9 protein-coding genes are annotated in these 15,011 nt (G+C 35.1%); 8 read left to right on the forward strand and 1 reads right to left on the reverse strand.

All coding sequences use genetic code 11. The features are described 5' to 3' along the window. Positions 1–28: 28 nt before the first annotated feature. Positions 29–1,354 (reverse strand): GDSL-type esterase/lipase family protein, encoded by a 1,326-nt coding sequence (locus MTP08_RS07535; RefSeq protein WP_243575439.1) that lies wholly within the window; start codon positions 1,352–1,354, stop codon positions 29–31. 170 nt (positions 1,355–1,524) lie between these two features. Between MTP08_RS07535 and MTP08_RS07540 the strand changes: the two genes are divergently transcribed. The 8 genes from MTP08_RS07540 to MTP08_RS07575 all read left to right on the forward strand — a co-directional run bounded on the left by MTP08_RS07540 (position 1,525) and on the right by MTP08_RS07575 (position 14,865). Further along, complete coding sequence (locus MTP08_RS07540) at positions 1,525–3,720, forward strand: B12-binding domain-containing radical SAM protein (RefSeq protein ID WP_243575440.1); 2,196 nt, start codon at positions 1,525–1,527, stop codon at positions 3,718–3,720. Between the two features lie 33 nt (positions 3,721–3,753). Next, positions 3,754–4,677, forward strand: a complete 924-nt coding sequence (locus MTP08_RS07545) for an ABC transporter ATP-binding protein (RefSeq protein WP_243575441.1) — start codon at positions 3,754–3,756, stop codon at positions 4,675–4,677. A 165-nt stretch (positions 4,678–4,842) separates the two neighbouring features. After that, on the forward strand, positions 4,843–5,295 hold the full coding sequence (locus tag MTP08_RS07550) for a MarR family winged helix-turn-helix transcriptional regulator (protein ID WP_243575442.1): 453 nt from the start codon (positions 4,843–4,845) through the stop codon (positions 5,293–5,295). Positions 5,296–5,306: 11 nt separating this feature from the next. After that, positions 5,307–7,712 (forward strand): 3-hydroxyacyl-CoA dehydrogenase/enoyl-CoA hydratase family protein, encoded by a 2,406-nt coding sequence (locus MTP08_RS07555; protein ID WP_243575443.1) that lies wholly within the window; start codon positions 5,307–5,309, stop codon positions 7,710–7,712. A 39-nt stretch (positions 7,713–7,751) separates the two neighbouring features. Next, on the forward strand, positions 7,752–8,105 hold the full coding sequence (locus tag MTP08_RS07560; protein ID WP_243575444.1) for a four helix bundle protein: 354 nt from the start codon (positions 7,752–7,754) through the stop codon (positions 8,103–8,105). An 85-nt stretch (positions 8,106–8,190) separates the two neighbouring features. Further along, positions 8,191–9,369 carry a thiolase family protein gene (locus MTP08_RS07565; RefSeq protein ID WP_243575445.1) on the forward strand — a complete coding sequence of 393 codons (1,179 nt, stop codon included), beginning with the start codon at positions 8,191–8,193 and terminating at the stop codon, positions 9,367–9,369. A gap of 117 nt (positions 9,370–9,486) precedes the next feature. Continuing rightward, a complete protein-coding gene (locus tag MTP08_RS07570) occupies positions 9,487–11,262 on the forward strand; it encodes an acyl-CoA dehydrogenase family protein (RefSeq protein ID WP_243575446.1) in 1,776 nt (591 codons plus the stop codon). 162 nt (positions 11,263–11,424) lie between these two features. Next, positions 11,425–14,865, forward strand: a complete 3,441-nt coding sequence (locus MTP08_RS07575) for a polysaccharide deacetylase family protein (protein ID WP_243575447.1) — start codon at positions 11,425–11,427, stop codon at positions 14,863–14,865. The last annotated feature ends 146 nt before the right edge of the window (positions 14,866–15,011 follow it).

The raw sequence follows: 15,011 nt of genomic DNA on the forward strand, positions 1-15,011 counted from the left end.
TTTAACTTTTCAATTTAATATTCCAAAATTATTTTGAAGTATTTTTAATCGACGAAAAAGCATTCCAAATTATTTCTCCCTGATTTTCGTAGCCTGTTTTAGTGTAATGCACGCCATCTTTATTGGCTTCATTTCTCATTAAAGCTTTTTTGAAATACCCTTTTCCGCCAGTAGCACGATAAAGATCGAAAAATGCGAGATTATATTTTTGGGCAGATTCTTTAAGCCAACTCACAATTTCTGGAACACGCGATTGTTTTGGCATATTATCTGTCGGAGCGATGAGCAATATCGGAAGCTGCGGATTTGCAGACCTTATTTTTTCAACCAGTGAAGACACATTTGTCTGAAATTCTTCTTTGGTAATATCACTGAAAACTTCATTGGTGCCCAATGCAATAATAACCAAGTTAGAATCCAGCGTCAAAAGTTGTTGAACTTGTAAAGGATACTTAAGAAAATCGCCATAAGTAGCACCATTTACACCAACAGTATTAAAAACAACACCTTTTTCTGTATTTTTTAAGAATTGAAACCCATAAAAAGTACTTCCTTCAGGAATATCCGAACGCATTAAAAATGTTTGCTGAGGAGAAAGCATACTTACAGTTGTTTTGAAACCTGTAAAAGTATATTTCCCAATCTCAGTAATTTTTTGCTCAAAATCTGAATTGTAAACCGGGTAATTTCTTTCCACTTTAAAAACATCCCCTTCGGAAGGACGAAGAATACGGTCACCATTAAGCTTTCTCAATCTTGTGGTAGTGGTATTATATTTAGATACAATCTCGTGGAACGTTTCGTTTTTAGCCGCAGTATGATTGAGTATTTCAGATTTCTTTTCGATAAAACGGCTCAGAGATTCTGTTTCGGTGTACATTGTAAATTTCTTCCGATCCATATCTTCGTCATGAAAAATAACCACTTTATCGAAACTATCTTCAGTATTTTTAAACTGAATTTCGATGAATGAATTTTCTTTATTCCCGATAACGAAACCGCTGGCTCCTATTTTGGGAAAAATCTTCTGATCGTGTACAAGTCTAAAAGTTTCCCACGCTTTGTTGCTGGAAGAAGAAAAATCATCTGCCCCATTGGTGTTCCCTAAATTGTATGGAAAAACCAATCCGCGACCTGCATTACCGTATTTGGCCTGAAACTTTTTTCTAAGATATCCGGGAAGCCAGTCTGCCTGAATATGAGAATCTCCAATAAAAAGAACCTGTGAAACTTTTTTTTCTTCCAGTCGATTTGTAAAAGAGCTTATTGCTTCTGCATTTTCAATATTTTGAGCACTTAAAACAGCAGTACACAACAACATAATTACACTTAGAGGTCTAATAATAACTTTCATGCTGTGAATTTATAAATTTTTTCCGGTAAACTAAATTGCGGGTTTAGAATAAGGCTTTTAAATCATTTATAAAAAAACAAAATATAACACTCAACAAATCACAATCATTGGTAGACATCTAAAAAGAGGTTTGGTTAGAATTTATGTATTAAATTTGCAAAAAAATTCTTTTGAAAGAAATTCTTCTCATTACACCTCCCTTTACGCAACTTAATACACCCTATCCCGCAACGGCTTATATTAAAGGTTTTCTGAATACTAAACAAATTTCAAGCTATCAAATAGATTTGGGTATTGAGGTTATTTTAAAGTTATTTTCCAAAGAAGGATTTCAAAGGATTTTTGAGAAAAATAAATTTGAAAATTTAACGTCGGAAAATTCTCAGAGAATCTATACTTTAAGGCAAGAATACATTAAAACCATCGATCAGGTCATCTTATTTTTACAAGGGAAAAATCCTACTTTGGCAAGACAGATTTGCTCCATGAATTTTCTTCCTGAAGCTTCTCGTTTCAACCAGCTGGATGATATGGAATTTGCTTTTGGAAACATGGGACTTCAGGATAAGGCTAAGCATTTGGCAACTCTTTATTTAGAAGATATTTCAGATTATATTATAGAAAATGTAGATTCGGATTTTGGCTTCAGCAGATACGCAGAAAGATTAGGAAAATCGGCAAACTCTTTCGATGAACTGTATTCTAAGTTATTGGATACACCAACATTTACAGATTATTATACCTTAAAAATTCTTCAAGAAAAAATAGAACTTGTACAGCCAAAACTGGTCTGTTTTTCTATTCCTTTTCCCGGAAATCTATATGCAGCTTTCAGGTCGGCAAAATTTATTAAAGAAAATTATCCTCATATAAAAACAGCAATGGGAGGAGGTTTTCCCAATACAGAGCTTAGAGATTTGAAAGATAAAAGAGTTTTTGAGTTTTTCGATTTCATAACTTTAGACGATGGCGAATTGCCTTTGGAACTTGTTTACGAAAGCATTTGTAATTCAGAAAAAAATCCTGAAATTCATTTTAAAAGAACATTTCTCATCGAAAAAGAAGAAATTGTCTATAAAAATAATACCAATAGACACGACTATAAACAATCTCAGACAGGAACTCCAGATTATACAGACCTGCATTTAGATGATTATATTTCGGTAATCGAAATTGCCAATCCCATGCACAGCTTATGGAGCGACGGAAGATGGAATAAACTTACAATGGCACATGGCTGTTATTGGGGAAAATGTACTTTTTGCGACATTTCTTTAGATTATATTAAAATTTACGAGCCTGTTTCAGCCAAAATTTTGGTCGACAGGATGGAAGAACTTATTGCACAAACAGGAGAAACAGGTTTTCATTTTGTGGATGAAGCAGCTCCGCCAGCGTTAATGAGAGAAGTTGCATTAGAAATTTTACGCAGAAATCTTGTGGTAACCTGGTGGACAAATATTCGTTTTGAGAAAAGTTTTACTCAGGATTTATGTTTTTTATTAAAAATTTCAGGTTGTGTTGCCGTTTCAGGAGGGTTGGAAGTAGCAAGTGACCGATTGCTAAAACTCATAGACAAGGGAGTATCAGTAGATCAGGTTGCGAAAGTAACAAGAAATTTTACCGAAGCGGGAATTATGGTACACGCGTATTTAATGTACGGATACCCAACGCAAACCGTTCAGGAAACCGTAGATTCTTTGGAAATGGTTCGACAGCTTTTTGAAATGGGCATTCTTCAAAGTGGTTTTTGGCATCAGTTTGCAATGACGGCTCATTCTCCCGTCGGACAAAATCCTGAAGAATTTGGCGTTATACCCATTAAACAGGAAATTAAATTTGCTAATAACGACATAGATTTTAAAGATAAAACAGGAATAGATCATCATAAATTCAGTTTTGGTTTAAAAAAATCGCTTTTTAATTACATGCACGGAATTAATTTCGAAATTCCTTTGCAGCAATGGTTTGACTTTAAAATACCCAAAACAACAATTCATCCGAATTATATACACGACTGCATTTTAGAAGAAAATTTATTTACTTTTAAACCCAATTCTAAAGTGATATTTTCTGTTAAAAATGCGGCAGTTGATAATTACGTTAAAACGAAAAAACAAAAATCTTGGTTTTATTCCAAAATAACATTTCATTTAAAAACTAATATTGTTAGCATAGATTTAGAACAGGAAAAAGCAGAATGGCTGATTCAAATTTTAGAAAAAAATTCTTTTGAAAACACAAAACTGACAACTTTAGGTCAGTTAAAAATTCAGTATGAAGAATATTTTGATGATTTCGAATTATTCTGGTTTTCTAAACCCGTTCAGCAGCTAAAACAAAACGGAATTATTTTATCTTTATAATTTTAGTATTTTAAATATAAGTAAACTTCACCAATGTATCTTCAGATTAATAACGCAAACATCGGCTATCATCATGACCTCATTTCAGATGTAAATGTTGGCTTGAATTTAGGTGAAGTATGTTTACTGATTGGAAATAATGGGGTAGGAAAAACAACTTTAATTAAATCTATTCTCCACCAAATCCCTCTTCTGAAGGGTGAAATTTTTATAGGAAGTAAAAACATTAAAAACCTTTCTGTAAAAGAAATTGCAGAAAATGTAGCGGTTGTTTTCTCAAAATCTGTAGTACCACAAAATTACACTGTAGAAGACTTAATTTCTTTAGGAAAATACATTTACTACCCTTTTTATTTTGAATTGAAAAAAGAAGATCGGGAAGAAGTTCATCATATCATCGAAGAATTAGATTTATTACCCTATAAAAATACTTTACTCAAAAATCTCTCAGACGGAAATCTTCAAAAAGCATTTATTGGCAGAGCGATTACTCAAAACTCCCCTGTCATTATTCTGGATGAGCCAACCACCCATTTAGACGAAAAAAATAAAATTATCATCCTACAAACCCTCAGAAAATTAGCTAAAAAACAAAATAAACTGATTTTATTTTCTTCTCACGACTGGCGTTTAGCAAAAGAGTTTGCAGACAAAATACTATATGTGAAAAATAAATGTCTATATTCCGGAATCGTGGAGGATATTTTGATGAATCATGAAGAATTAACTCATCCTTCACTATTCAAAATCAGCGAAAAATTTGTTGCTCCACACATCATTGCACCCGCGGTTTACAAAGAAATGCTGTTTTCTCTGTTACAGAAAAATTTTGAAAAAGATTTCTCTTCTTTTACTTTTGAATGGAAAAATAATTCCTGGCTCATTTCTATTAATTCCACACAATACGAATATCAATCTTACGAAGAAATATTAAATTTCGTTAAAAATATTCATTAATATAATCTATTTATTACTAATTTTATATACTATGCATGCATAGTATTATGCTCTTCATACAATTTAACCTACTGTTTTTCATTTAGTTAACAAAATTTAACTAAAATAAATACTATGCATGCATAATATTTGCTACTTTTGGATAAACCCATTACACAGAAAAGTATGGATCAAAATAATAAAGAAAAAATAGAAAACATTGATTTAATTCTGAAACAAACCTGGATTTCGGTTCAGAAAATGTATTCAGATCTTGCACAGGAATATGATTCTACTGCTGTACAGGCACTTACACTTCTAAAAATAGATCCTAAAGAAGGCACAAGAAGTACCAATCTAGGTCCAAAAATGGCAATAGAACCTACTTCTCTTACAAGAATTATTAAGCTTCTTGAAGATAACGGATACATTTATAAAGAAAAAACCACTTCCGATAAACGTGAAGTAATTATAAAACTTACAGAAAAAGGACTTAATTCCAGAAATTTATCTAAAGAAGTAGTGGTTAACTTCAACAAAAAAGTGATGGAGAAAATTTCTCTTGAAAAACTAGAGATATTCAAAGAAGTGATGACGGAAATTATGAAGATTTCTAATGATCTAAACAATAAAAAATAAATCAGAAAAATATGAAAAGAAGAATCAAACACGTTACAGTTCTTGGTTCAGGAATTATGGGAAGCGGTATTGCTGCACATTTTGCCAATATTGGGGTACAGGTGTCGCTCTTGGATATCGTTCCTTTTGAACTCAGCGAAGCAGAACAGAAAAAAGGTTTGACTAAAGAAGACAAAGCGGTAAGAAACCGAATTGCTTCCGAAAACTTTGAAAAACTGAAAAAAGCAAGTCCTGCACTACTCTATTCACCAAAATTTGCCGACCGTATAAAAGTTGGAAATTTTGATGATGATCTTCCTAAAATAAAAGATACAGACTGGATTATTGAGGTAGTTGTAGAAAGACTTGACATTAAAAAATCGGTTTACGAGAAAATTGAACAGTTCAGAAAACCCGGAACACTTATCTCATCCAACACTTCCGGAATTCCTATTCACTTTTTAACGGAGGGAAGAAGTGAAGATTTTAAACAGTATTTTGCCGGAACTCACTTCTTTAATCCTGTAAGATATCTTCCACTTTTAGAAATTATTCCAACCACCGATACACTTCCGGAAGTCATTGATTTTTATATGAATTACGGGGCAAAATTCTTAGGAAAAACTACCGTTTTAGCCAAAGATACTCCGGCATTTATCGCCAACAGAATTGGGGTTTTCTCTATTATGGATTTGCTTCACAATGTACAAAAATTAGGTTTAACAGTTTCTGATGTTGATAAATTAACCGGTCCTGTGATTGGCAGACCAAAATCTGCCACATTCAGAACTGCAGATGTTGTAGGTTTGGATACTTTGGTGCATGTAGCCAACGGTGTACACCAAAGCGGAACAGAAGCTAATGATTTTAATGATGTTTTTGAACTTCCTGCCTACATCCAAAAAATGATGGATAATAAATGGTTAGGCTCAAAAACAGAACAGGGCTTTTACAAAAAAGTAAAGGGTGCAGATGGCAAATCTGAAATTCATGGGTTAAATCTTGATACCTTAGAATATGAACTTCAGGGTAAATCATCTTTCCCTACTTTAGAATTAACAAAAAATATTGATAAACCAATTGACAGATTTAAAGTTCTAATCGGTGGAAAAGATAAAGCCGCAGAACTCTACAGAAAATCTCTGGGAGCTTTATTTGCATACGTTTCTAACAAAGTTCCCGAAATTGCCGATGAAATCTACAAAGTAGACGATGCAATGCGTGCCGGATTCGGATGGGAAAATGGTCCTTTTGAAATATGGGATGCTGTCGGCGTTCAGAAAGGTATTGAACTGGCAGAAGCAACAGGTTACAAAGTTTCAGATTGGGTGAAAAATATGGCGTCCAAAAATGAAACATTCTATAAAGTAAATGATGACGGGCAAACTATTTTCTTTAACGAAAAAGCTTCATCTTATGATCAGATTCCGGGTCAGGATGCATTCATTATTTTAGATAACATCAGAAAAAATAAAACACTTTGGAGTAATTCCGGAGCTGCAATTGAAGATCTTGGTGACGGAATTATCAACTTTGAGATTCGTTCTAAAATGAATTCTTTAGGTGGGGAAGTTTTGGATGGATTAAACAGAGCAATAGATTTAGCCGAAAAAGAATACGATGGCTTAGTAATAGGAAACCAAGGTGCCAATTTCTCGGTAGGAGCCAATTTAGCGATGATTTTGATGATGGCTATTGAGCAAGACTGGGATGATCTGAATATGGCGATTGCCTATTTCCAAAAATCTATGATGAGAGTACGCTACTCTTCTATTCCTGTGGTAGTTGCACCTCACGGATTAACGCTTGGCGGTGGTTGCGAGATGACCATGCATGCAGACCGGGTGGTTGCAGCAGCAGAAACGTATATTGGCTTGGTAGAAACCGGTGTGGGCGTAATTCCCGGTGGTGGCGGAACAAAAGAGCTTACTCTGAGAACGTCAAGAGAATTCCATAAAGATGATGTTAAAAATAACAGACTTAGAGATGTTTTTATGAACATCGCAATGGGAAAAGTTGCAACTTCTGCTTATGAAGCCTACGACATGGGAATCTTGGAATACGGAAAAGACATTGTAACAGTTGATAAGAGAAGCCAGATTAAAAAAGCAAAAATGCTGGCTAAAAGCTTGGCAGAAAATGGTTATACACAACCTATAGAACAGAAAGTAAAAGTTTTAGGTAAAGATGCCCTTGGAATGTTCTACGTAGGGACAGATCAAATGCTTACCGGGAACTATATCTCTGAACACGACAAGAAAATTGCAGATAAACTGGCCAACGTAATGGTGGGCGGAAATCTTTCTGAAGAAACAATAGTTACCGAACAGTATCTTCTGAATCTTGAAAGAGAAACTTTCTTATCGCTCTGCGGTGAGAGAAAAACTCTGGAAAGAATTCAGTACATGTTACAGAAAGGAAAACCGTTGAGAAATTAATCTGTACCATGTCGGATGTAAAATGTAAAAAGTATTGACATGCATAATTTTAGAGAATTGGAAGTTTGGAAAAAATCAATATCGCTTTGTAAGCAGTATTATATTATTTCTAAAAGCTTTCCAAAGGACGAACTCTTTGGTTTGACATCCCAATCCAGAAGAAGTCTTTATTCAATTCCTTCAAATATTGCAGAAGGTGCAGGAAGAGATAGCAATCCGCAGTTTTGTCAATTTCTAAACATTGCATTAGGTTCTTCATTTGAATTCGAAACTCAAATTATAATTTCCTATGATTTAGATTTCATTAAAAAAGATGATTTTGATTTACTAATATCCGAAATAAGACATGTTCAAAACATGATAATAAAATTAAAGCAAAACTATTCAAAATAGAATTGTACAAAGTATGATGTAGGCTTAATAAAGTATAGATACAACCTACATTTTACATATTACATTTTACAAAAAATTTACATTAATGAAAACAGCATATATAGTTAAAGGGTTCAGAACTGCCGTTGGAAAAGCACCAAAAGGAAGTTTAAGATTTACAAGACCCGATGTAATGGCAGCTACCGTAATCGAAAAATTAATGGCTGAGCTTCCCCAATTAGACAAAAACAGAATTGATGACCTTATCGTAGGAAATGCAATGCCGGAAGCAGAACAAGGTCTTAATGTTGCCCGTTTAATATCCTTAATGGGCTTAAACACAGACAAAGTTCCCGGAGTTACCGTAAACAGATATTGTGCATCCGGAAGTGAGGCAATTGCAATTGCTTCTGCAAAAATTCAGGCAGGAATGGCAGATTGCATCATTGCAGGGGGAACAGAATCTATGTCTTACATTCCAATGGGGGGTTATAAACCGGTTCCTGAAACAGACATCGCAAAAACCAACCCAGATTATTACTGGGGAATGGGTTACACAGCGGAAGAAGTTGCCAAACAATACAATATCTCAAGAGAAGAACAGGATCAGTTTGCTTTTGAATCTCATATGAAAGCTTTAAAAGCCAACCAGGAAGGCAGATTTGCCAATCAGATTGTTCCTATTCCTGTCGAATATAATTTCTTGGATGAAAACCAGAAGATTCAGACTAAAAAGTTTGATTTCTCAGTAGATGAAGGTCCAAGAGCAGATACCTCTGTAGAAGGATTATCAAAACTAAAACCTGTATTTGCCCAAGGAGGAAGCGTAACCGCCGGAAATTCTTCTCAGATGAGTGATGGTGCAGCTTTCGTAATGGTCATGAGCGAAGAAATGGTGAAAGAATTAGGTCTTGAGCCTGAAGCTAGATTAGTAGCTTACGCTGCGGCAGGACTTGAACCGAGAATTATGGGAATGGGACCTATTTACGCCATTCCGAAAGCGTTGAAACAGGCTGGTTTAGAACTAAAAGATATTGAGTTAATAGAGCTTAACGAAGCATTTGCATCACAATCTGTTGCGATTAAAAAAGATCTAGGCTTAAATCCTGATATTTTAAATGTAAACGGAGGAGCCATTGCTTTGGGTCACCCGCTTGGATGTACCGGAACTAAACTAACCGTTCAGCTTCTTGACGAAATGAGAAAACGCGGAAACAAATACGGAATGGTTTCTATGTGCGTAGGAACAGGACAGGGAGCAGCTTCTATTTTTGAACTGTTATAATTTTATAATGTCGGTTGTACAATGTATAAAGTGTTAAAAAACTCAATAATAATCTCCTAAAAAGTACAGCGTACATTTTACATTATACTTTTTACAAAAAAATAAAAAAAACAATATATGGCAACAGTAAAAGGTGGTGAATTCCTGATTAAGGAAATTCCTGCAAACGAAATTTTCAGTCTTGAAGAACTGAATGAAGAACAAAAAATGCTTCGCGATTCTATCCGTGAATTTATTGATAGAGAAGTAATTCCGCATCACGAACGTTTTGAGCACAAAGATTATGCGCTTACGGAAGAGTGCATGAGAAAGCTGGGCGAAATGGGAGTTTTAGGAGTTGCCGTTCCCGAAGAATATGGTGGTTTAGGAATGGGCTTTGTAACTACTATGCTTGCCTGTGACGCAGCTTCCGGAGCCAATGGTTCATTGGCAACAGCTTATGGCGCACACACCGGAATTGGAACTCTGCCAATTTTACTTTACGGAACTGAAGAACAAAAGAAAAAATACCTACCGGATTTAGCGGCAGGAACAAAATTTGGAGCTTATTGCTTAACCGAGCCGGATGCAGGTTCAGACGCCAACTCCGGAAAAACCAGAGCAAAACTTTCTGAAGATGGTAAACACTACATCATCAACGGGCAGAAAATGTGGATTTCAAATGCCGGATTTGCAGATACATTTACCCTTTTTGCAAAAATTGACGATGATAAAAACATTACAGGTTTTGTAATCAACAGAAGCGAACTGGAAGATCCCAATTCTTTAACATTTGGGGAAGAAGAACACAAATTGGGGATTCGCTCCTCTTCTACCCGTCAGGTTTTCTTTAATGATATGAAAATCCCAGTGGAAAACCTTTTAGGCGAAAGAAATAACGGATTTAAAATCGCATTGAACGCTCTTAATGTGGGCAGAATTAAATTAGCTGCCGCAAACCTGGACGGGCAGAGAAGAATTCTTAACCATTCTCTTCAATATTCTTCAGAAAGAAAGCAGTTTGGGGTTTCTATCAATACTTTTGGAGCCATCAGAAAAAAATTGGCCGAAATGGCAACAGGTGTTTTTGTTTCTGAATCTGGATCATACAGAGCAGCAAAAGATGTTGAAGATAAAATTGCAGAACTGGTAGCCGGAGGAATGAATCATCAGGAAGCTGAGCTGAAAGGTGTAGAAGAATATGCTGTAGAATGCTCTATCTTAAAAGTATATGTTTCTGATCTTACACAGCACACAGCAGACGAAGGTATTCAGGTTTACGGAGGAATGGGCTTCTCTGAAGATGCGCCAATGGAAGCACCTTGGAGAGATTCCAGAATTGCAAGAATCTATGAAGGAACCAACGAAATCAACAGACTTTTAGCCGTTGGAATGTTAATTAAGAGAGCGATGAAAGGAGAACTAGACTTACTGTCTCCTGCAATGGCAATCGGCAAAGAATTAATGGGAATCCCATCGTTTGAAGTTCCTGATTATTCAGCATTCATGAGCGAAGAAAAAGCTATTATTGCGAACCTTAAGAAAGTATTTTTAATGGTTTCGGGAGCTGCTCTTCAGAAATATATGATGGATATCGAGAAACAACAGCATTTATTACTGAATGCTTCTGAAATTTTAAACCAGATTTACATGGCAGAATCTACAGTTTTAAGAGTAGAAAAACATTTTGCTGCTGATTCTGTAGAAACTGCAATAGCACAATTGAATCTATATAAAGCCGTTGAAAAAATCATCGTAGCTGCCAAAGAAGGAATTGTTTCTTTTGCAGAAGGTGATGAACAGAGAATGATGCTTTCAGGTTTGAGAAGGTTTACAAAATATACAAACCATCCAAATGTGGTTGCATTAACAGAAAAAGTGGCTGCCCATTTTATTGAAAAAGGAAATTATTAAAATCCATTTCATTAAAATTATTACAATAGCTTCAGATTTGCTCTGAAGCTATTTTATTTAGTGTAAAATAAAATTACGGCTTCTTTAAATTAATTTATGCCTAAAACAAATTACTATTGACACAATTTGAATAATTTTGCAAAAAATTAAATATTCTAAAAGATGTCTGATAATAATCATCAGGTTTTTCAAACTCAGGATTCAAAAAGATATACACGCACAAGGTGGGCTATTAACAGTATTATTGCTGTGGTCATTTTTATTGTTATTGTAGTTAGCATTGCGGTTTTGAGAGGAAAAAATCCTTCTATGCCACACATGAATTCTGTAGGAAATTCTTACAAATCTAAAATGGATCCCGAAAATCCTTTTACTTTTGAAACCAGGCTGAACAAGAAATTCAAAGGTTTTAAAGACTTTCTGAATAAAAAAATTCAGGAAGAAAACAGAAACTCTAACAATGTAAATGCCCAACTCATTCGTGGTGCGTTTTACACTCCTTGGTCCCCTCTTTCATTAACCGATCTTAGAATTAACGGAGATAAGCTTAATACTATTTATCCGGAATGGTTTTTCATCAATCCTAAAACCTATCAATTAGATTCCCGAATAGATAATGAAGCACTGGATGTAATGCGTCATCACAAACTCAGTGTACAGCCTATTTTAAACAACTTTATCTCTGTTCCGGGAAAAGAAGGCAAGTTCAGTGGAGATTTGCTGCATACGGTTTTACACAATCAAAACATTCAGAACCAATTGATTAATCAAATCATCAAAACCCTTAAAGCCAATAATCTTCAGGGGATAAATATTGACTTTGAGGAAATTAAAGAAAATTCTGATGAATACTTGAATGCATTTATGCAAAATCTTTATGCTCAATTCAAGAAAAACAATCTTGTTGTATCTATAGACGTAATGGCAGATAATTCTGATTACGATTTATCTTTCCTGAAAAATCATGTGGATTATTTTATCCTGATGGCGTATGACCAGTTTAACGATCCATCACAAGCCGGACCAATTTCTGATCAGAAATGGATCGAAAAACAGATGGATTATGTTGCTAAAAATGTCCCTTCTGAGAAAATTATCTTAGGAATTGGTGCTTACGGAAGACAATGGATTAAAGACGAAACAGGAACTCATATTGAAGATATTACTTATAGCCAGGCAATTGACCGGGCAAAAATTTCAAATTCAAAAATTCAGTTTGATGATAATTCCTACAATCTGCATTTCAGTTATCATTTTACCGGAAGTAATAACGAATATGAAAGCGACAACCAAATTTGGTTTACCGATGCCGCAACAACCTTCAATATTCTGAGATTTTCTGATGACTATCGAAATGCGGGAACTGCAATTTGGCGTTTGGGAAGTGAAGATCCTAGAATCTGGACGTATTATAACCGGGATTTGAGTTCCAATGCACTTTCCAAAAGACCTTACAACTATAGTCTTTTAGAAAACATGCCACCCAATTTCAATGCAAAACCAACGGCTATTGGAACGGGAGAAATTATCAACATCATCTCTTCTCCTAATCATGGACGCACAAAACTGGATATTTCTAAACCTGAAAATTTAATCACAGAGGAAAATTATCTTCAGCTTCCGTCAGGATTTTTGTATGAAAAATTTGCTGAAGACGATACCAAGATTGGTCCCGGTCATAAAATAATTCTCACTTTTGATGATGGTCCGAATTCTGAATTTACTCCGAAAATTCTGGATATTCTGGAACGTGAAAAAGTACCCGCTACTTTCTTTTTGATCGGTGAAAATGCAGAAGCCAATATTCCATTGGTGCAGAGAATTGCAAGAGATGGTTTTGAAATTGGCAATCATACTTTCACCCACGGAAATTTGGCTAAAATGTCTCCCGAAAGAGCAGATTTGGAGCTAAAAACGACCAGAACACTAATTGAAGCCATTACTGGAAAATCAACCGTTTTATTCCGTGCACCTTATAATGCCGATTCTGAACCTCAAACCTATGAAGAGTTAGAACCATTGGCTCGAAGTAAAAAAGACAACTATATCGCAATTGGAGAAAGTATAGACCCTAATGATTGGGATCCCCGAATGAATAAGGATTCCATCATTAACCGTACCATTAGATTTGCCAACGAAAACAATGCGAGTATTATCCTTTTACACGATTCTGGAGGCGAAACCCGCCAACCAACAGTAGATGCATTGCCTGAAATTATTAAATATTTCAAATCCAAAGGGTGTAAATTTACTACGGTTGCAGATTTAATGAAAGTACCGGAAAGTCAATTGATGCCTCCCATCAAGCGAAGCTGGAAAACTTATTTGAATTTCTACTTTGCCTCTGCAAGCTACTGGATGGGAAATATTGTGTATGCTCTCTTTCTCGTAGGAATTGTGCTTTCTATCCTCCGAATGGTGATGATGGCAATTCTTGCTTATTTTGAGTCTAAAAGAGAGAAAAAGCTTAAAGCTCTTTTCAAAGGTATTCCTGATGGTTTAACAGTAAGTGTGATAGTTCCCGCCTACAATGAAGAAGTAAATGCGGTGAGAACTGTAAATTCTCTTCTTCAACAGGATTATCCTTATCTGGATGTTGTTTTTGTAGACGACGGCAGTAAAGATAAAACTTATGAAAACGTAAAAAATACCTTTGAAAATAACCCGAAAGTGAAAGTGCTTACCAAGCAAAACGGCGGAAAATCTTCTGCTCTCAATTTTGGTATCGCCAATACGCAATCAGAATTTGTAGTATGTATTGATGCCGATACCATTCTAAAAAATGATGCTGTTTCCCAGCTCATTAAAGCATTTTATTTACAGGGCAAACCTCAGGAAGTAGGTGCCGTTGCAGGAAATGTAAAAGTAGGTAATGAGGTGAATATGATTACCAAATGGCAAAGTATAGAATACATTGTTTCACAGAATTTTGATCGCCGGGCATTCTCTTTACTGAATTGTATTACCGTAGTTCCGGGTGCTATTGGTGCTTTCAGGAGAGCTGCAATTTTGGAAGCCGGTGGTTTCACTACCGATACTTTGGCAGAAGACTGCGATCTTACCATGAGACTTCATAAGAAAGGATATATTATTGAAAACTGTAACGATGCCATCTCGTATACAGAAGCTCCGGAAACCATTTCCCAATTCCTGAAACAGAGATTCAGATGGAGTTTCGGAGTGCTGCAAAGTTTCTGGAAGCATCGTGATGCTATTTTCAGAAAAAAATATAAGAATTTTGGAAGGGTTGCTTTACCAAACATTCTTCTTTACCAGATTTTAATGCCATTTTTAGCTCCTCTGGCAGATTTGCTTTTGGTGGTAAGCTTAATTTTATCCGGTTTGGGCATTGTAGTTTCAGATCCTAAAAGTATCATTATAGCTTACATAGTTTTTTCACTTATTGATATTATTTGTGCTGCTATTGCTTTCCTTTTCGAGAAAGAAAATCTGAAAAAACTAATCTGGATGATTCCTCAACGTTTAGTATATCGACAATTGATGTATTATATCCTTTTTAAATCTGTGAAAAAAGCTATAAAAGGCGAAATTCAAAATTGGGGTGTACTGAACCGTACGGGAAATGTAAAAACTGTGGAGTAAAAGAACTCAAAATCATAATAAATTAAGGCTTAGATTTTATAATCTGAGCCTTTTTAATTAAAGATAAATTTAATTCATAAAGTTCTTGAGCATTACTTTTCCGATTAAAAATATAAACAAAAAATCCCGCCAAAAGCAGGATTTTA

The organism is Chryseobacterium oryzae (assembly GCF_022811665.1).
Lineage (GTDB): Bacteria > Bacteroidota > Bacteroidia > Flavobacteriales > Weeksellaceae > Chryseobacterium > Chryseobacterium oryzae.

Excerpts from the sequence above, each read along its gene's own strand:
- MTP08_RS07535 (WP_243575439.1), bottom strand. The coding sequence starts at position 1,354 with ATGAAAGTTATTATTAGACCTCTAAGTGTAATTATGTTGTTGTGTACT.
- MTP08_RS07545 (WP_243575441.1), top strand. The coding sequence starts at position 3,754 with ATGTATCTTCAGATTAATAACGCAAACATCGGCTATCATCATGACCTC.
- MTP08_RS07550 (WP_243575442.1), top strand. The coding sequence starts at position 4,843 with ATGGATCAAAATAATAAAGAAAAAATAGAAAACATTGATTTAATTCTG.
- MTP08_RS07555 (WP_243575443.1), top strand. The coding sequence starts at position 5,307 with ATGAAAAGAAGAATCAAACACGTTACAGTTCTTGGTTCAGGAATTATG.
- MTP08_RS07560 (WP_243575444.1), top strand. The coding sequence starts at position 7,752 with ATGCATAATTTTAGAGAATTGGAAGTTTGGAAAAAATCAATATCGCTT.
- MTP08_RS07565 (WP_243575445.1), top strand. The coding sequence starts at position 8,191 with ATGAAAACAGCATATATAGTTAAAGGGTTCAGAACTGCCGTTGGAAAA.
- MTP08_RS07570 (WP_243575446.1), top strand. The coding sequence starts at position 9,487 with ATGGCAACAGTAAAAGGTGGTGAATTCCTGATTAAGGAAATTCCTGCA.
- MTP08_RS07575 (WP_243575447.1), top strand. The coding sequence starts at position 11,425 with ATGTCTGATAATAATCATCAGGTTTTTCAAACTCAGGATTCAAAAAGA.